This window comes from Ruegeria sp. BC3 (assembly GCF_056539265.1).
Genome location: NZ_JBQFUP010000001.1, coordinates 1,018,907 through 1,036,275, shown reverse-complemented (window position 1 = coordinate 1,036,275; position 17,369 = coordinate 1,018,907). Strand labels below are relative to the sequence as shown.

Annotated in this window: 16 protein-coding genes; 1 reads left to right on the top strand and 15 read right to left on the bottom strand. The window is 61.8% G+C overall.

Going from position 1 to position 17,369, the window contains the following annotated elements; all coding sequences use genetic code 11:
- Positions 1-11: 11 nt before the first annotated feature.
- The 10 genes from ACR0MV_RS05160 to cbiE all read right to left on the bottom strand — a co-directional run bounded on the left by ACR0MV_RS05160 (position 12) and on the right by cbiE (position 10,132).
- Positions 12-1,382 (bottom strand): tetratricopeptide repeat protein, encoded by a 1,371-nt coding sequence (locus tag ACR0MV_RS05160; RefSeq protein ID WP_480701184.1) that lies wholly within the window; start codon positions 1,380-1,382, stop codon positions 12-14.
- 181 nt (positions 1,383-1,563) lie between these two features.
- A complete protein-coding gene (locus ACR0MV_RS05155) occupies positions 1,564-2,748 on the bottom strand; it encodes a CaiB/BaiF CoA transferase family protein (RefSeq protein ID WP_170426544.1) in 1,185 nt (394 codons plus the stop codon).
- Entirely contained in the window at positions 2,735-4,354 is a 1,620-nt protein-coding gene (locus tag ACR0MV_RS05150; protein WP_480701183.1) for a thiamine pyrophosphate-binding protein, read from the bottom strand. Before ACR0MV_RS05150 ends, ACR0MV_RS05155 begins: the two co-directional genes overlap by 14 nt.
- A 78-nt stretch (positions 4,355-4,432) precedes the next feature.
- Positions 4,433-4,891 carry a DUF302 domain-containing protein gene (locus ACR0MV_RS05145; RefSeq protein ID WP_170426542.1) on the bottom strand — a complete coding sequence of 153 codons (459 nt, stop codon included), beginning with the start codon at positions 4,889-4,891 and terminating at the stop codon, positions 4,433-4,435.
- Between the two features lie 115 nt (positions 4,892-5,006).
- Positions 5,007-5,750 (bottom strand): precorrin-6A synthase (deacetylating), encoded by a 744-nt coding sequence (gene cobF / locus ACR0MV_RS05140; protein ID WP_480701182.1) that lies wholly within the window; start codon positions 5,748-5,750, stop codon positions 5,007-5,009.
- Complete coding sequence (gene cobA, locus ACR0MV_RS05135) at positions 5,743-6,471, bottom strand: uroporphyrinogen-III C-methyltransferase (protein ID WP_480701181.1); 729 nt, start codon at positions 6,469-6,471, stop codon at positions 5,743-5,745. Before cobA ends, cobF begins: the two co-directional genes overlap by 8 nt.
- On the bottom strand, positions 6,468-7,790 hold the full coding sequence (locus ACR0MV_RS05130; protein WP_480701253.1) for a cobyrinic acid a,c-diamide synthase CobB: 1,323 nt from the start codon (positions 7,788-7,790) through the stop codon (positions 6,468-6,470). Before ACR0MV_RS05130 ends, cobA begins: the two co-directional genes overlap by 4 nt.
- A complete protein-coding gene (gene cobM, locus ACR0MV_RS05125; RefSeq protein ID WP_480701180.1) occupies positions 7,777-8,571 on the bottom strand; it encodes a precorrin-4 C(11)-methyltransferase in 795 nt (264 codons plus the stop codon). Before cobM ends, ACR0MV_RS05130 begins: the two co-directional genes overlap by 14 nt.
- Positions 8,568-8,951 (bottom strand): cobalamin biosynthesis protein, encoded by a 384-nt coding sequence (locus tag ACR0MV_RS05120; protein ID WP_480701179.1) that lies wholly within the window; start codon positions 8,949-8,951, stop codon positions 8,568-8,570. Before ACR0MV_RS05120 ends, cobM begins: the two co-directional genes overlap by 4 nt.
- A complete protein-coding gene (gene cbiE / locus ACR0MV_RS05115) occupies positions 8,933-10,132 on the bottom strand; it encodes a precorrin-6y C5,15-methyltransferase (decarboxylating) subunit CbiE (RefSeq protein WP_480701178.1) in 1,200 nt (399 codons plus the stop codon). The genes ACR0MV_RS05120 and cbiE overlap by 19 nt, the downstream gene beginning before the upstream one ends.
- Between cbiE and ACR0MV_RS05110 the strand changes: the two genes are divergently transcribed.
- Entirely contained in the window at positions 10,131-10,880 is a 750-nt protein-coding gene (locus ACR0MV_RS05110; protein ID WP_480701177.1) for a cobalt-precorrin-6A reductase, read from the top strand. The two genes, cbiE and ACR0MV_RS05110, sit on opposite strands and share 2 nt — an antisense overlap.
- Here the strand turns inward: ACR0MV_RS05110 and cobJ are convergent.
- The 5 genes from cobJ to cobN are packed head-to-tail and all read right to left on the bottom strand — an operon-like array spanning position 10,853 to position 17,367.
- Complete coding sequence (gene cobJ / locus ACR0MV_RS05105; protein ID WP_480701176.1) at positions 10,853-11,605, bottom strand: precorrin-3B C(17)-methyltransferase; 753 nt, start codon at positions 11,603-11,605, stop codon at positions 10,853-10,855. The two genes, ACR0MV_RS05110 and cobJ, sit on opposite strands and share 28 nt — an antisense overlap.
- Positions 11,602-12,330 carry a precorrin-2 C(20)-methyltransferase gene (locus ACR0MV_RS05100; RefSeq protein ID WP_480701175.1) on the bottom strand — a complete coding sequence of 243 codons (729 nt, stop codon included), beginning with the start codon at positions 12,328-12,330 and terminating at the stop codon, positions 11,602-11,604. Before ACR0MV_RS05100 ends, cobJ begins: the two co-directional genes overlap by 4 nt.
- Complete coding sequence (locus ACR0MV_RS05095; protein ID WP_480701174.1) at positions 12,327-12,956, bottom strand: precorrin-8X methylmutase; 630 nt, start codon at positions 12,954-12,956, stop codon at positions 12,327-12,329. The genes ACR0MV_RS05100 and ACR0MV_RS05095 overlap by 4 nt, the downstream gene beginning before the upstream one ends.
- On the bottom strand, positions 12,956-14,077 hold the full coding sequence (locus tag ACR0MV_RS05090; protein WP_480701173.1) for a cobalamin biosynthesis protein CobG: 1,122 nt from the start codon (positions 14,075-14,077) through the stop codon (positions 12,956-12,958). Before ACR0MV_RS05090 ends, ACR0MV_RS05095 begins: the two co-directional genes overlap by 1 nt.
- Positions 14,074-17,367, bottom strand: coding sequence for a cobaltochelatase subunit CobN (gene cobN / locus ACR0MV_RS05085; protein ID WP_480701172.1), 3,294 nt, complete (start codon positions 17,365-17,367; stop codon positions 14,074-14,076). The genes ACR0MV_RS05090 and cobN overlap by 4 nt, the downstream gene beginning before the upstream one ends.
- Between the last annotated feature and the right edge of the window lie 2 nt (positions 17,368-17,369).

The following is a 17,369-nucleotide window of genomic DNA, read 5'->3' as shown; positions in this document are numbered from 1 at the left end:
CTTTGTTTTTGTTATTCAGCCGGGACGCTTTGTGCGTCGCCGTTGTCGCGGGCCGCGTCGATCAATGCGCGGCGCACGAGAGCGTAATTGTCTTCGCCCCCGGCGCGTTTTGCGCGGCGGTCATCCAGAATGCGCTCGACAGCGTCCAGACGGCCGGCACGCAGGCCGGAATCGATTGTGATGCGCTCGAAAACATCACGTTGGGCGTGGCTTCCACCTGCCAGTTGCATACCTGCACGGGCGTTCGACAAAAAGTCGAAAGCTTCGCCGTACAGGCCATCGCCAAAAGCCTCAAGCCCTTTGGCCGCCGCGATGCCCGGGTCGGACATGCGGATAGGGGTATCCCCCTGATTGCGCTGCGCATCCTTCTGGATACGCTGCAGCATCTTTGAAGTCGCGTCGTTGCGATTGTCACCGGTCAGAGCCAGCAGATAGTGCAGATCGGCAAAGATCAGGCACCCGTCCTCGGTCCGTGCGGCACTCAGGTCAGCCAACTCTTCCCAGCGGTTGCCGACATCGACGCCCTCAAGCTCAAGCCGCGATAGCAGCGAGGTTGCGTTCGAGATGTCGCGGTAATCGTCGGTTTTGTCCTGACGGATGTAGTTATCATACAGCTCCATCACCTGATCGACCTGGCCCAGGTCCAGATGCATCAGCGCCTTATGCCACCAGACGTGATAGCGGAAGTTGTTGCAGTGGGTCCAAGCCTCTTCCCGGCCAGCCAGCCAATCCAAACCCAGTTGCGCGTTGCCGGTCATTTCATGCACGTGCGCGACGGCATGCAGGCCCCAGGCATCATCCGAGACCATCCACAGCGCTTGACGCCCGGCAATCTCGGCCTTTTCATAAGCTCCGGTCTCTTCCAGCGCGAAAGAATGACAGCCCAGCAAGTAACCACGGCCAGCGTGGTCGAGCGCATAAGACGGCAGCACCCGCTCGATAGACCGACGCATCCCGGCTGAATCTCCCAGCACAAAACGCGTTGCGTGGCTGAGCTTCATCGCCAGCGTGTCTTGCGGGTGGTCGCGCAGGATTTCTTCGAATTTCTGAATGGCCTGCGAGGGCAGATCGGCCAGGTACAGTGCCAGTGCCTCGACGTACAGACGCTCGCGTGCCGAGACCGGTTGACGCTCCATCGCGGTGTTGGCGGCGGTCAGCGCTTCGACGGCGACCGGCATCATCTCGCGACGGCCCAAAAGGACCATGAACAATCCCTTGACCGCGTGGCCCAGTGCAAAATCGGGCTCGAGCTCAAGAACCTTGCCAAGATGCTGCGGCGTCACGGCGGCATGGGCCATGAACCCAAGCAGAACACCATCCCACGCCTCGACGCTCGCCGGGTGGCTCAGGGTGTTCATCTGTCCGAAAACGTCTTGCTTCATGTTCATGTTCCGATCCAATCGAGAATTTCTACAATAAATGACTTAGCAGAGACTCTGAGATGGTCGTATCAGTATCGGCTCTGCTCTCGAATTGGTGAAAGGTCGTGTGGGCAAAAATTGAAAAAAACCGCCGATTCAAGGGCATGTTTCAGCAACATGCCGCCGAAATAGGCAGAGTGTTTCAATCCTCAAAGGGGTTTTCAGAGCTCAGAACAGCCTGTGTATCAGCCCCGCAAACAGGCGGAGCGGCGCGATATGTTACAGGTGTGCGCGACAGTTTCAGCGGATTTCCGATCAGTTGAACTTCGCCCGGATCAGCCTGCATCGCGATCTGCATCTGGCGTGCTGCGACCTGATCGGTGGCAAAAACCTGATCCAGCGTCTGCACCGGGCCGACCGGCACCTTGCGGGCTTCAAGTTCGGCAATAACAGTGTCGGTCGGATGCGATTTGACTGCTGGTCGCAGTATTGCGTTCAGCGCGTCACGGTGTTCCAGTCGGGCAGGGTTGGTGGCAAAACGCGGATCATCGGCGAGTTCTGCATGGCCAATGAACTCACAGAACCGCCGAAACTGGCTGTCATTGCCGACGGCCAGAATGACGTGCCCTTCCGAGGTTTCGTAAACATCGTAAGGCACGATATTTGGGTGTCCGTTACCGCGCCGTTGGGGCACGTTGCCGGAGGTCAGATAATTCACCCCTTCGTTGATCAACCACGCGACCTGCGCGTCCACCAATGCCAGATCAATCTGCTGGCCTTCGCCGGTCAGATCACGGTGGCGCAGTGCGGCCAGAATGCCGACGCTTGCGTACATGCCGCACATCACATCGGCGATGCCGACACCAACCTTCATCGGTGCACCTTCGGGGTCGCCGGTCAGTGACATGACCCCGCCATAGCCCTGCGCCATCAGGTCATAGCCGGGTTTGGATGCATTGGGTCCGGTCTGCCCATAGCCCGAGATCGAGCAATAAACGAGGCTGGGGAAGTCCTGCGACAGGGTCGCATAGTCCAGACCGTACTTCGCCAAACCACCGGGCTTGAAGTTCTCGATCAGGATATCAGCATATGACGCCAAACGTTTGATTTCGGCCTGACCTTCGGGCGTGGTGATGTCAATGGCAACGGATTTCTTGTTGCGGTTCGCAGCCATGAAATAGGCGCTCAGGTCCGATCTGTTGCCCTCGGCGTCCTCGACGTATGGCGGGCCCCATTGGCGAGTGTCGTCGCCTCCGGTTGCGGGGTTTTCGATTTTGATGACGCTCGCACCCAGATCGCCCAGCAGTTGCGTGCAGGTCGGCCCAGCCAAAATGCGGCTGAGGTCCAGCACTTTGACGCCCTTCAGCGGTCCTTCAGATCCGGCCATCATAACCTCCGCGGTCAATCTCGGCGGCAATCACGGTAAAGGTATCAGCCGTCATCGCGTCATTCAGAGCTGCACGCAGTTCTTCGCGGTTTCGGACAGTATGGCCATTGCCGCCAAACGCCCGACCCATGGCAGCAAAGTCGTGGCGGTCAAAATCCACGCCCTTGTTGCCCATCTGGCGCTGGCGCTGTTTCAACTCGATCAGCGCAAGGCTGGCATCGACAAAGACTAGAAAGATAGGGTTCCCGCCCATCTCGGCGGCGGTCGACAGCTCTCCTGCGACCATCAGGAACCCGGCATCGCCCGAGAAGCTGATTACCGGGCGGTCTGGCTCGGCCAGTTTCAGGCCAATCGCCATCGGTACCGCGCAGCCCATGGTGCACAAAGCCGAAGACTGTATCAGCCCACGCTCTTCCGAGCAGTTCCACATCTGGCTCAGCAGGATGCGATGCGCGCCGCTGTCGGCCGTGGCCAGCGTGTCAGCAGGCAGCGTGACGCGGGTTTCCGCGATCACGGCAGCGGGGCCCCAGTCTTCGTCCGTCGGGAAGGCCTGCGCCAGCGCCGCTTTGACCTTCGCAGGTTCGCCACCGTGCCATGTTTCGCGTGCTGGGTTGCCCTTGGCGATGGCTTCCAATGTGGCCCCGGTATCGGCCACAAGGTTCAACCCCGCCTGATGCATATAGTGATCGTTAACCACCGCGGATATGTCGATGACGCGTGTTTCCTCGGGGTCCCAGACCTCTCGCCAGCCGGGGCGCATTTCGATCGGGTCGTAGCCCAGGCACATCACCAGATCGGCTTGTTCAACCAATGGCAGAAGGTGTTTGTCCGCCAGAGGCGACAAGCCAGCCCCGCCAAGACACAGGGGGTGATCTTCAGGCACAACGCCCTTGGCTTTGTAGGTGGTGACAAAGGGAATGCCGAAGTGTTCAAGGAAGGCCTGCACCACATTGCGCGACCCGTCATACAGAACGTCCAGGCCGACTATCGCTATTGGCCGCTCGGCATCCGCCACCCAACGACGCGCTTTTTCCACACAGTTGCCTTCGGGCGCGACAGCTGCTGCCTTGGCAAGCCGCCGCTTTTTGACACCGGATACCCGCGTATCCGCGACCGAGATCGGAACGTCGATATGGACGGGGCCGGGGCGCGGCTGGTTGGCCAGAGACACGGCTTTATCCGCCACGATGTCGGCCCCCTGCGCTGTCAGCGTGAACGTCCCCTTGGTGATCGAGCGGTACACCTGCGCATGATCCATGACCTGATGGGTATAGGTCAGCGCCTCATCCGCATCGACGCAACCGGTCAGAACGATCATCGGTACCCGGTCTTGCAGCGCGTTGGCGACCACATTGATCCCGTTCATCGCGCCGGGGCCGAGCGTGGCCACCAGAATAGCAGGCGCGCCGTCGCGGTGATGCACGGCCTCGGCCATGAAACCGGCAGCGTTTTCATGCTTGGTCAGGTGAAAGGTGATCCCGGCCTGTTCCAGTGCATCCACCAAAGTCAAAACTTCACCACCGGGCATGCCAAAGGCATGGCGGCATCCGGCCTCATAGAGTCGTTGGGCCAAAAGGTCCGCGGCGCGCGGTGAGAGGTCCTGCATCAGTCATGCTCCGAAATAATACATCACTGCAGATTGCGGAGGACGCGCCCGGACGCAAGCAGGTTCACGTCAGTGTGACTATTTGACGGCGGATTCCGCCACTGCCTGAAACCTTGCGTCCAGTTCTTCGGCAATCTCGCGCAACGGCTCGCCACCTTCGTGAACGTAAGGCGCGAACACGAAGCTGGGCGTTTTGTAGGACAGCGTGGCTGTTCCGTCCTCGTTCTCGGTCACGTAAAACCTGATAGGTGCCTCAATCATAGCGTTGACTGACGTTTCCAGAACGCGCACGGCGTAATCGTTGTTGAAGGCGCCGATCACCAGATTGCCCGGAATGGTGATCCCGCGCGCAGCTGCCGCCTTTGTCGGCCCGGCTTGCGTGACCACGATCAAGCCGTTTTCCTTCACGGCTGATTTGGTATCTGCAACCAGTGCCTCATAGCTTTTGCCGGTCGGATGTACGGCCCAACCGACAGGCGGTTCCTGCGCCAAGGCGGGCAGGGCCAGCATGGACAATAGGGTTACAAAAGCCTTCATCGTGCTGTCCTCATCGGTGCGAATGCGGGATTGATGCCAGAAACCGATGTTTCGCGCACTCACAATCCCGTGGGGTTTCATGCTGTGGCAAGCGCGCGGTCAGCAGGGCGAAGCATCAGGGGACACGTTTCCGCAGCAAGTAAATGTCCATGATCCAGCCGTGATCTTCACGCGCCTGTGCGCGGGTTTCCACGATCTGTGCGGCGACATCGGCCAAGGCTCCATTGACCAGAATCTCTTCCTTCATGCCCACATAAGCGCCCCACCAGATGTCATAATCTGCCATCTCAAGGCTTTGGAACGAACACTCGCCATCCAGCATGACTGCAACTTTCGAGGCGTCCTGCGGCCATCCCTCATCCCGAATGCGGCGCCCCGTGGTGACCACATAAGGCGCGCCCAGATCGTTGATCGGGATCGCATGAGCTGCCGTAAGCGCCTGCAGCGCGGTAATGCCGGGGATCACGCGGGTCCTGGGTTGCGGGTTCAGTCGGGACGCGATGCGCAGGGAACTGTCATAGAGCGACGGATCCCCCCAGATCAGCAGAGCGACCTGTTGCGCATCGGGATAAGCTTGGATTGCCTCTTGCCACCGAAGTGCGATGGCATCGTGCCATTCATCCACGCCGCGCAGATACCCGTCATCGGCCCGGCGTTTTGGGATGTCAAAGTATGCAATACTAGGAGGGGTCTGGGCGACCTGAGCAATGATCTCTTCGCGCAGCCCGGCCAGATCGGCCTTGTTCTCACCCTTTCGAGGGATCAGGATCAGGTCTGCGTTGCAAATGGCTTGTGCGCCCTGAAAGGTCACGTGGTCGGGGTTGCCGGTGCCGATACCGATCAGAGTCAGGTCAAACATTTTCGGCCTCAGCCAGCGGGCCATACAGGATCAGGGCGGGGGCCGTTCCGATCTCGGCCCCTAGTTTCTCGGCCAATCCGCCGACGGTTGAGCGGTGCAGTATTTGATCCGGCGTGGACACGGATTCAGCCATTAGCGCTGGCGTATCCAGCGGTAAGCCATGTTCACTCAGCGCCTCGACCAGCAAAGGAAACGTGCGTTTGCCCATGAATACGACCGTCGTGGCATCCGGGTCAGCCAGGGCCGTCAGGTTCAGATCCTCCGGCAGCTTGCCGCTGACGTCGTGACCCGTCACGAACTGCACCCGCCGTGCGGTCAGCCGTCGCGTCAGGGGAATGCCGGCCGCTGCCGCCGCTGCAACTGCCGAGGGAATGCCCGGGATGATTTCATATTCGATCCCGGCCGCACGCAGTGCCACTAGTTCCTCTTCCAGTCGACCAAACAATCCGCCGTCGCCGGACTTCAACCGCACCACTCGGGCGCCCGTCTTGGCATAATCCACCAGCAAACGGCTGACATGGTCTTGCTTGGGCGAAGGGCGACCGGCGCGCTTGCCGACACCCACAAGGTCCGCGTCCTGATGCGCGTGGCTCAGGATCGGGCCGCTGCTGAGGTCATCAAACAACACCGCATCCGCCTTTTGCATCCGGTCTACGGCCTTCAGCGTCAGCAACTCCGGGTCACCTGGGCCTGAGCCAATGAACGAAACAAAACCGCTCATGCCTGTGCCTCGGCGATCAGATGAAAGAACGTTCCGGTTACGTTACCGCGCACCGATCCGGTTTGTGGGCCTTCAACGCCTTCGGCATCGAACACCCGGGCCAAAGGTGCATCGGGTTGCTCAAGGATCGACGAATAGTGGAACTCATGCCCCCGAAGAGTCGTATCAACTGCAAATCCCGGCATTGGCTCTAGCAACCGTGCCTTGCGGTAACCAAGGTTGAATTTCCTTTTTTCGTAGGACGTTACAAGGCCAAGCAAACCCGCCATCTGATGCCGGACGCCTTCCTTGTCTACCAGCGCCTCACCCAACGCCATGTACCCGCCGCACTCGCCGTGCACAGGCTTTGTCTCAGCATGCGCGCGCAGGCCGCTCAGGAATGTGGTGGCCGCGGCCAAAGTGCCCGCGTGCAACTCGGGATACCCTCCGGGCAACCAAACCAAATCGGCATCCGGCGCAGGGGCCTCATCCGCCAACGGGGAAAACGGCATGATTTCTGCTCCTGCCGCACGCCATCCTTCTAGCAAATGCGGATAGGTGAACGAAAACGCCGCGTCCCGTGCCAGCGCGATCCGCTGGGCCGGAGGCCGCGGCAGCGCGGCTGACGATGGCCCATTGGGGCCTGAGGAAGCCGCCGCCTTGATCGCCGCAAGATCCACATGTTCGCGCAAGAAGGCCGCATAGCCGGCTATCGCGCTTTCCAGATCGGGATGCTCAACAGCCTGGATCAGACCGAGGTGCCGCTCGGGCAGGGTCAGGTCTCCGCGCCTAGGCAGAACGCCCAGAACCGACAGGCCTGCCCGCTCCATTCCCAGCCGGGTCAGGCGTTCGTGACGCGGGCTCGCACAACGGTTCAGGATAACACCGGCAAAGGGAAGATCGGGGTTGTACATCCGGAACCCCAACGCGGTGGCAGCCGCCGATTGCGCCTGACCGCCCACATCCAGAACCAGCACCACGGGCCATCCCATACGCCGGGCTGTCTCAGCGCTGGACCCATGGCCCAGCTCTCCAGGTTTGGCCACGCCGTCGAATAACCCCATTGACCCTTCGGCCACAACGATATCGGCACCTTCGGCTTGTGCGGAAATGGCGCTTAGCAGCGGATCGGCCATCGCCCAGCTATCTAGGTTGAACGAAGCCCGCCCCGCAGCGGCTCGGTGAAAGGCCGGGTCAATATAGTCCGGCCCGCTTTTGAACGGCTGAACGGTCAGACCGTCTTCGGCCAAGGCCCGCAGCAGACCCAGCATGACGGTGGTCTTGCCCGTGCCGGAAGACGGGGCAGAAATCAAAAGGCCCGGAGGGTTAGTCATCACCATGGCTCCAGCTGGACCATGGGCTGTCTGCGCTTTGCGGACGATAGCGGCGGTCATAATCTTTTGAATACAGGCAGCTTTCATCAAAACCTTCGCCTGCCAACGCTGGGCCGACCATGATCAAAGCGGTGCGCGAGATACTTTCGTCCAACGCCTCTTTTAGGGTCGCCAATGTGGCGCGAATGATCCGCTCGTCCGGCCAGCTGGCGCGGTAGACCACGGCTACCGGGCAATCTGCCCCATAAGCCGGGGTCAGGTCCGCGATCACATTGTCCAGATTGCCGATCGACAGGTGAATGGCCAGCGTTGCACCGGTGCGGGCAAAGTTTTCAAGCGTTTCGCCCTCGGGCATCGAAGATGCACGACCCGGCGTCCGGGTCAGAACCACGGATTGCGCAAGACCGGGCAGGGTCAGTTCTGTGCCCAAAGCGGCGGCGGCCGCTGCGAACGATGGAACACCCGGCGTGACGCTGACTGGAATGCCCATCTCTTTCAGCCGCCGAATTTGTTCACCCATCGCTGACCAAACGGACAGGTCACCGGAATGCAGGCGCGCCACATCCTGACCGGCCTGATGCGCAGCTTCGACCTCGGCCATGATCTGATCCAGATCCATCGGGGCGGTGTTCACGATCTTTGCACCCTCGGGGCAATGGCTGAGTATTTCCTCAGGCACCAGCGAGCCTGCATACAGGCATACCGGGCAGGAGGCGATGATATCGCGCCCGCGCAGGGTCAGAAGGTCGGCAGCACCGGGTCCGGCGCCGATGAAATGAACGGTCATATGTGTCCTCCGATGGCGACGGCGCATGTGGCAAGCCGGTCGTCCGAAATCTGTCTGGGTGAGGTTAGCTGTGCGCTTGGTCCAGCAGCGGCAAGGGCGGATGCTTCGGCTACGCTGCCGGTGCCATAAGTGGCACGACTGCGGTTCGAGCAGGTGAGGGTGCGCTGCCCCGCAAGATCGGCGGGCGCGATGAAATGCACGGGCAAGGCGGTCGCAGATGCGAAATCAATCAACGCCGCATGGCCTTCCTTGTCGGCAACAGTGGCCAAAGCGTCCACAACCTGCCCGGCGCGGGCCCGTTCAAAGGCTGCGCGCAGGCTGTCCACGGTTGCCGCCGACGAAAACCCAAGCCCTGCGACGATCATAGGGTCACGCTCCACTGCACCACCGGATAGGCGGATTTCCAGCCGCGCCGCGGGCCAAGCGCGGAGGCGTGGGCAAGTTCGATGCGCAGAAGCTCTCCGCCCACCAGATCGTGCCATTGGGCCAGCAACGCTTCGCTTTCCAGTGTTACCGCATTGGCGACCAGCCGGGTGCCTTTTGGCAGGGTATCTCGCAGCCAAGCCAGAAGATCAGCGCTGAGCCCGCCGCCGATGAAAACGACGTCCGGCAGGGCAAGACCATCCAACGCCTCTGGGGCCGTACCATGCACCACGTTCAGTCGATCCTGACCCAGAGAATCTGCGTTGCGCCGTATACGCTCGGCCCTGTCTTCGCGGGGTTCGATAGTGGTTGCGGCCAGGGTGGGGTCGCACATCAGCCATTCGATGCTGATCGAACCTGTGCCGCCGCCGATGTCCCACAAATGCTCGCCCCGTTTGGGAGCCAAGGCCGACAGGGTCAATGCACGCACGGGGCGTTTGGTGATCTGGCCGTCGTTTTCGAAAATTTCGTCTGGCTTGCCCGAGGACTTGGGGAGAGCTTCACCTTCGCCGGCAACCTCCAACCCCACGCAAACCGGGTGATCAAACCCGCCCAGCAGGGCCTCGGTCAGCGTGACGCTTCGCGACCGTTCGCGGGGGCCGCCAAGCGCTTCCATCACGTGCAGCTGCGTATCGGCAAAGCCCGTTTCACTAAGATACGTGGCAAGCTCGGCCACCGCAGCCCCGTTGCGCAGCAGCAGAATGGCGCGCAAACCCGGTGACAGGTGCGGGCGCAGCCGCGTAAGCGGTGCCGCGTGCAAGCCGAACGTCTGGGTGCTTTCCAGCGGCCAGCCCAGACGGGCGGCTGCCAGCGAAAAGGTGGACTGTCCGGGCAGGGCGACCCACTCACCCGCATCAAAATTGCGCGCGATCACCGAACCGGCCCCGAACCAGAACGGATCGCCAGAGGCGAGAACAACCGTTAGTCGCCCCCGGTACCCGGTCAGAACCGGCAGCCCGTCGGCAAATGGCACGGGCCATTCAACCCGTTCAGCGCCTGTGTCAGGGATAAGTGACAGGTGGCGCGGCGGACCCATGATGATTTCGGCGCGTTCCAGCACTTGACGGCTTGCGGGCGGCAGGCCATCCAGTCCATCTTCGCCCAAGCCCAGAACGCTCAGCCACGGAGCCTCATGCATGACCAACCTCCTGATCCTTGGTGGCACGACCGAGGCCAACGCGCTGGCCAAAACTCTGGCCGAGCGGGGCATCCCGGCGACCTATTCCTATGCCGGTCGTGTCGATAATCCAAGGCCGCAGCCGTTGCCGGTGCGTGTTGGCGGGTTTGGCGGTGTTGAGGGGCTGGCCAGCTACCTGCGCGACCACGGAATAACGCATGTGGTCGACGCCACCCATCCCTTCGCCGCGCAGATGAGCACCAACGCTGTTGCCGCGTGCAACGCGGCCAATGTGCCTCTGGCCGCGTTGACCCGCCCGGCGTGGCGCGAACAGGACGGCGACCGCTGGCAGCACGTTGCTGACATCGACGCAGCAGTGGCGGCCTTGAACGGACCGAAGCGCTACGTTTTTCTGGCCGTCGGGCGCCTTCATCTTGAAGAGTTTTCGGCGCAACCCCACCACCAATACCTGCTGAGATTGGTGGACGAACCCGATGCGCTGCCTCTGCCCCATTGCGATGTCGTCGTGTCGCGCGGACCGTTTACCGAGGCAGAGGACCGGGCGCTGATGGAAACTCATGGGATTGAGCTGGTGGTGTCCAAGAACTCTGGCGGCAGTGGCGCGCGTGCCAAACTGGACGCGGCGCGTGCGCTGGGCGTGCCGGTGCTGATGATCGACCGCCCGAGCCTTCCGCAAAGGACCGAACTGTCGAATGTCGCACAAGTTCTGGACTGGCTGGCTCATTCAGGCGTGAACCTCGGGGTGTAAACGATCGGGCTGCTGTCGCGCTCGATCACGCGGGTCAGCGATGATCCGACGATGACCACCGTCTGCATGTCGGCCATATCCGGCGTCGCCTCGGCCAGTGTGGAAATCCGGATCGCCTCATCGGGGCGCGATATGGCGCGGGCGAACAGGATCAGACGCTCGGGTTCACACTCCTCGCGCAGGATTTCCAGCGTTTTCACAAATCCTTCCGGGCGGGACTTTGAGCGCGGGTTGTAGAACGCCATCGCAAAATCGCCCTGCGCTGCCAGGCGCAGGCGTTTTTCAATCAAAGACCATGGTTTCAGGTTGTCGCTGAGGTTGATCGCGCAGAAATCATGCCCCAGTGGCGCACCTGCGCGTGCTGAGGCTGCCAACATCGCAGTGATGCCTGGCAGCACGTCGATGGAGATATTGCGCCACTCGGCAGGGCCGCTTTCCAGCGCCTCATACACTGCAGCCGCCATGGCGAAAACGCCCGGATCGCCCGACGACACCACGACGACCCGCTTGCCTTCGGCCGCCATCTGCAAGGCGTGTTGGGACCGGTCAATCTCGACCCGGTTATCGCTGGCGTGCAGCGTCAGGCCGGGACGTTCTGCAACACGTGCGACGTACGGGATGTATCCAACCACATCTGTAGCTTCGGCCAACGCAGCCGAAACTTCGGGTGTGACCAACTGTTCATTTCCGGGCCCAAGGCCCGCGATCTTGACCCAGCCGCTCATGGTCGACGGCCCTGCCCATGCACGATGATGATCGAGAAATAGGGGGTGATCTTCTCGCATGCCTCAGACAGTTTCGTCACGGTCTGGTTCGGCATTTGAGCGAATTCCACAATCCACGCGCGATCATACAGACCCGCCGTTTTCAGCGCACGCTTCACCTTGTCGATGTTACGCCCGATCTTCATCACGACCAGTGCATCGGTGTGCGCCATTCGACGCGCCAAGTCCTCTTCGGGCAGGGTGCCGACCAACACTGTAAGCACGTCATCGCCCCAGGTGATCGGGTCGCCGGTCGCGGTCCACGCGCCGGACATGCCAGTGATGGCCGGAACAACTTCGACCTCAGCCTGATCGCGTAAGCGGCTGTAAAGATGCATGAACGATCCATAGAAGAATGGATCGCCTTCACACAGAACCACCACGTCCTCACCCTGATCCGACAGCGTTTTCAAATGCGCGGCACAGTCCTGATAGAAGGTCGACAGCAGCTCGTTATAGCGTGGGTCGGTCAATGGGATTTCGGTGGTCACGGGGTATTCCATAGGGAATTCCACCGCATCTCCGGGGATCATGCCGTTTACGATCTTGCGCGCCTGGCCGCTGCGGCCCGGTTTGCGGAAAAAAGCCACGTGGCGCGCATTGCGCAGCAAACGGTCGGCCCGAACGCTCATCAGATCCGGATCGCCGGGGCCAAGGCCCACGCCATATATTTTGCCCGCGCTCATTCAGCGCGGCTCGCGATGGCGTTTACGGCGGCCACTGTAATGGCGCTGCCGCCCAGACGGCCTTTGACAATGCAGGACGGCACAGGCTGCGCCTCCCACAAAGCATCTTTGGATTCCACTGCGCCGACAAAGCCAACCGGGCAGCCGATGATGGCGGCCGGACGTGGGCAGGCGGGGTCTTCCAGCATGTTCAGCAAGTGGAACAGGGCGGTAGGTGCATTGCCGATGGCGACCAGTGCACCCTCCAGATGCGGACGCCACAGCTCCAACGCAGCGGCCGAGCGGGTATTGCTCATCTCGGCGGCCAAGGGGCGCACGCGCTCGTCATGTAGGGTGCAGATCACCTCATTGTCGGCGGGCAGGCGGAACCGAGTCACGCCTTCGCTGACCATGCGCGCATCGCATAGGATCGGCGCACCAGCTTCCAGCGCGGTGCGCGCAGCCGAGACAAAACCGGGCGAGAAATGCACGAACTCTTCCAGCCCGACCATCCCGGCGGCGTGGATCATGCGAACGGCGACCTGCTCTTCATCGGCATCAAAACGCGCGAGGTCAGCTTCGGACCGGATCGTGGCAAAGCTCTCCTTGTAGATCGCCGCTCCGTCGGTTTCGTATTCGTAGGGCATCAGGTGAAGTCCATGGTCAAAAGTGTTTCTTCGGTCAGGCCGGTCTGGCTGGGCTCATCCCCCGCGCGGCCTTGTTTGACAAGATCAAATCGCCCGTTGTGGCCGATCACTGTAACATCTGCGGCCCCCATCCGGGCGCACCCCTTGGCGCAGCCTGAAACGTGCAGGCTACCGGGTACGCGGGATGCCAGCGCGCGCGCGATGTCGCGCGTTTCCACCTGCGCCTGCGGGCAGAACGGTGCGCCGGGGCAGGCGTCGGTTGTCATCAGCGGATCAGAGCCATCTGTGACAAACTCCGGGGCGGGTATCGCCGCCCCGCCTTCCAGCAGGATCATCCGCCAAGGCGTGACACGCAGGGCAGTAGCACCACAGTCGTTAATCAGATCGTAAAGCTTGCGTGCCGGCAGCGACCCAAAAGCCGCGCCATACAACGTGCCCAGCCCACAAGGGCCGGGTTGCGGTTTTGCGCCAACGGGGCCGGGCGCAAATCCCTGCCACTCCTGCGGCAGCGCTTTGACGACCCGCGCCATGCGGCGCGCCTCGGGCGTGTAGGTTTCAGAAAACCAGGTTGCCAAAGCGATCACGCGGTCAATCGCATCGGCTTCGGTCACGCTCTGGCCTGTTTCGCACCCATCGGCGCGCAGGATCAGACCATCGGCACTGGTCTCAAGGCGAATATCTGCGGAATCAAGGGTCAGCAAACGCTCCGACCCGGTGTCGATTGCAAAGCCGAATTTGGCAGGCAACGCCGGAAGCTCGGCCAATCTGTCGATCAATTCCTGCGTCAGGCGCGCGGTCAGATCTCCTGCCTGATAGAGCGGCGTAACAAGAATGTTGCGGCGCACTTCGATACCGGGTTCGGCATCCAGAAGGTTCAGTGCTGCAAGCTCTTTCAGCAGAGCCTGGTGGTCATATTCTTCGACCCCCCGCAGCTGCAAGTTTGCGCGATTGGTCAAATCGATCGAGCAGTTGCCAAAACGATCCGCAAGGTCACACAGACCTAGCGCCTGGTCTGCATCCAAACGTGCCAGCCGTGGGCGCACCCGAACCACCAGACCGTCGCCCGACATCATCGGGCGATGCGCGCCGGGACACCAGCCCTGAACGATGGGGGCGCTCATCCCAACCCCTCCAGATCCGCTCGGATCGAGTTCCGACGGGTGTTCCAAAGGCCGGCTTCCAGCAAGGCACGGAACCGGTCCTGCATCGCCTGATGCGCGCGCGGGTTGGCCTCTTGCAGAAACGCATCAACCTCGGCATCGCCCAGCGTGGCGTCGTGGTAGAGGTCGAACAGGTGCGGTGCGACCGTGCCGGACAGATGCGCAAATGAGGCCATGTGATCCAGGGTCGCTGCGATCTCGGCCGCGCCCCTGAAGCCATGCCGTTGCATCCCCGCGATCCAACCCGGGTTGGCGGCACGGGCGTGAACCACGCGGCTGATTTCCTCGGGCAGAGTGCGGGCGCGCGGGTTTTCCGGATTGGTATTGTCCAGATGGTACAGCTGCGCCGCGCCACCGGTTACCTTTTTGGCAGCGGCGAATCCGGCCTCGTGCGTGGCATAGTCATTGGCCAGCAACAGATCAGTTTCAGTCAGGTCTTGCAGGTGCACAAAGCTGTCGGCGTTGGCGACCCGTTGGGTGATGCCGTCTTTGTCCTGTGCAATATGCTCGCCTTCCAACGCGAAGGAACTGGCTTCCAACCACGCCTCACCAGCCTGCGCCCGCGCTTCGTCTGTATAGATTTCCGACAGTTGCGTCATGTTCACGCCATAGCTGCCGGGCGCAGGGCCATAGACACGGGCCGAGGGTTTCTGACCGGCATAGGGGTTCCAATCCGATGCCTCATCACGATCCGCCAACGCCCGAACGGCCTGTCCATAAAGCGCCGAGAGGGTTGGGAATACATCGCGGAACAGACCGGACACGCGCAAGGTCACATCCAGACGCGGGCGGCTGAGGTCTGTGATTGGCAACACTTCAATGCCCGAAACCCGCTCGGACCCTTTGTCCCAGATCGGCTTTACACCCAACAGATGCAGCGCCATCGCGAATTCCTCGCCCGCGGTGCGCATCGTGGCCGAGCCCCAAAGATCGACGATCAGCCCTTTGGGATAATCGCCTTCTTCTTGCAAGTGGCGCCGGACCAACTCCTCGGCGAGCTTTACACCTTGCGCATACGCCGCGCGGGTCGGGACCGAGCGCGGGTCGGTGGTATAAAGGTTCCGCCCGGTGGGCAGTACATCGGAGCGCCCGCGATAGGGAGAGCCGGACGGGCCAGCCTCGATCCGTTTGCCCGCAAGCGCGTCGATCAGGGCGTTGCGTTCGGAATTGGCTGACGGAGCGGGATCAAAGTTGCCGGTGACATCCGGAACCCTGCCAAAGATGTGCAGACCGTCTCCAAACTGGCTTTCCTTGATGTCACAGACAAAGCGGTCGATGCGCGTGATCGCCTCAGCGGTACAAGTGGCCTGGTCCAGGCCCAGATCGCTTTCCAACCCGATGGCCTGCGCCTCATCCCGGATATCCTCCTGCAGGCGGTCGCGGCGCTTGGGGTCCAGCCCGTCGGCGTTTGAGAACTCGTCCAGCAGAGATTCCAGCCGCACCATCCGATCCGGCGTTCCGCTTTCCTTCATCGGGGGCGGGATGTGGCCTAGAGTGACTGCCCCGATCCGGCGCTTGGCTTGGGCAGCCTCACCTGGGTCGTTGACGATGAAGGGATAAATCACCGGCAAATCGCGGATCAACGCTTCGGGCCAGCAGTCTGCCGACAAGGCGACAGATTTGCCCGGCAACCACTCCAACGTGCCGTGTGCGCCGATATGGATCAGCGCATCTGCCTGAAGGTCTTTGCGCAGCCACAGATAGAAGGCGACATAGCCATGGCGCGGGGTGCGCGAGAGGTCATGGTAATCGTCGTCGCGCAGTTCAGGGGTGCCACGTTCGGGCTGCAACGCCACCAGCGTCTTGCCCCGGCGCAGCGCGATAAAATGGAATGCACCGTCGATGCAGGATGGGTCATCCTCGGGATCACCCCAGACCGTGGTTAGGTCTTCGCGAAGTTGCTGAGGCAATTTGTCCAGCGCGTTTTGGTAGTCCACCAGAGACCACGAAATCCGGGCGTCCAGGAGCGTTTCGGCGATCGGCTCGGCAGGGGCTGTGTCATAACCCTCAGCCTGCAGATCGGACAGCATTGCCTCAGCTGAGGCCAGCGCATCCAGGCCTACTGCGTGGGCCATCTGCCAGTCCTTGCCGGGGTAGGTGGACAGCACCAGCGCAGGAACCTGATCCGCCTTGGGTTTGTCGTTCAGGGTCAGCCAGCCTGTAACGCGGTCGATGATGGCTTCGATCCGTTCCGCTTCGGCGCGGTGAGCTAAGCGCGAATATTCCAGATGCGGATCGCGTTTGCCCGGTTCCTTGAACGACGCGATACCAGCCGAGATGCGGCCGTCCACTTCGGGTAGGACCACATGCATCGCCAGGTCTGCAGGGGACAGGCCACGTTCCGCCTCGGCCCAGGCTTTGCGGCGCGAGGTGGCGAGGGCGACCTGAAACACGGGAACATTGGCTGCATCCAATGGCGACGTGCCGGACGCGCCTTTGCCCGAGAATGACGTGGCGTTGATAATTGCTGACGGGGCAAGCGCCGTTACCTGCTCACGCAGCCAATCTGCAGCTGCGGGTGCTTTGAGAGATGGGGCAAACAGGCCAACGGCGTCCAGTCCACGCGCACGCAGACTGCGGATCAGGGCCGCGACCGGGGCCGTGTCGGCCGAGGTCAGATAGGCGCGGTAGAAGGTGACGAGGATTCGTTTATTGTCGGCTGCGAATGCCTCTTCGACCGGAAACACGCCCCGATCCGGGCACCAGGCGCCGCACTCGGGGATGGTCTTGGCCCCCATCACCGGCCCGGCATACAGCCCCGCCGCCAGCGCCATCTGCGCCAATGCCGCTTGCGCAGCAACTTCTCCGCCGGTGTCACACAGATGAGCAAGCCGCCGCAGGGTCGAAACGGGCAAGGTGGAGTAGTCGTCCAGCCGCGTGTCCTCGCGCCCGTCCGCCGGCAGAACCGCCAACGCGATCCCTTTCGACTGCGCCAGCGCCAGCACCTGCTGCAGACCGTATGACCAGTAGGGTACCCCGCCGATTAGGCGGATCAGGATGCCCTTCGCGCCCTCCAACGTCTGTTCAACATATGTGTCGACAGACAGAGGGTGTTTCAGCGCCGTCAGGTTGGCCAGCCGCAGGGTCGGCATCCGCCCCTCTGGGCCACCACCACGATGCCAGCCCGCCGCGAAAGCGCCAAGGTCGCTGTCCGAAAAAGACAGCACCACCAGATCCGCCGGGCTCTGACCCAGATCGGTTGGGGTTTCTGTTTCTTCTAACCCGTGGCTTTCGCGGAAGACGACGTGCATGG

What these genes read in the sequence shown, in the direction of transcription:
- ACR0MV_RS05160 (WP_480701184.1), bottom strand. Translation starts at nt 1,382, where the DNA reads ATGAAGCAAGACGTTTTCGGACAGATGAACACCCTGAGCCACCCGGCG.
- ACR0MV_RS05155 (WP_170426544.1), bottom strand. Translation starts at nt 2,748, where the DNA reads ATGGCCGGATCTGAAGGACCGCTGAAGGGCGTCAAAGTGCTGGACCTC.
- ACR0MV_RS05150 (WP_480701183.1), bottom strand. Translation starts at nt 4,354, where the DNA reads ATGCAGGACCTCTCACCGCGCGCCGCGGACCTTTTGGCCCAACGACTC.
- ACR0MV_RS05145 (WP_170426542.1), bottom strand. Translation starts at nt 4,891, where the DNA reads ATGAAGGCTTTTGTAACCCTATTGTCCATGCTGGCCCTGCCCGCCTTG.
- cobF (WP_480701182.1), bottom strand. Translation starts at nt 5,750, where the DNA reads ATGTTTGACCTGACTCTGATCGGTATCGGCACCGGCAACCCCGACCAC.
- cobA (WP_480701181.1), bottom strand. Translation starts at nt 6,471, where the DNA reads ATGAGCGGTTTTGTTTCGTTCATTGGCTCAGGCCCAGGTGACCCGGAG.
- ACR0MV_RS05130 (WP_480701253.1), bottom strand. Translation starts at nt 7,790, where the DNA reads ATGGTGATGACTAACCCTCCGGGCCTTTTGATTTCTGCCCCGTCTTCC.
- cobM (WP_480701180.1), bottom strand. Translation starts at nt 8,571, where the DNA reads ATGACCGTTCATTTCATCGGCGCCGGACCCGGTGCTGCCGACCTTCTG.
- ACR0MV_RS05110 (WP_480701177.1), top strand. Translation starts at nt 10,131, where the DNA reads ATGACCAACCTCCTGATCCTTGGTGGCACGACCGAGGCCAACGCGCTG.
- cbiE (WP_480701178.1), bottom strand. Translation starts at nt 10,132, where the DNA reads ATGCATGAGGCTCCGTGGCTGAGCGTTCTGGGCTTGGGCGAAGATGGA.
- cobJ (WP_480701176.1), bottom strand. Translation starts at nt 11,605, where the DNA reads ATGAGCGGCTGGGTCAAGATCGCGGGCCTTGGGCCCGGAAATGAACAG.
- ACR0MV_RS05100 (WP_480701175.1), bottom strand. Translation starts at nt 12,330, where the DNA reads ATGAGCGCGGGCAAAATATATGGCGTGGGCCTTGGCCCCGGCGATCCG.
- ACR0MV_RS05095 (WP_480701174.1), bottom strand. Translation starts at nt 12,956, where the DNA reads ATGCCCTACGAATACGAAACCGACGGAGCGGCGATCTACAAGGAGAGC.
- ACR0MV_RS05090 (WP_480701173.1), bottom strand. Translation starts at nt 14,077, where the DNA reads ATGAGCGCCCCCATCGTTCAGGGCTGGTGTCCCGGCGCGCATCGCCCG.
- cobN (WP_480701172.1), bottom strand. Translation starts at nt 17,367, where the DNA reads ATGCACGTCGTCTTCCGCGAAAGCCACGGGTTAGAAGAAACAGAAACC.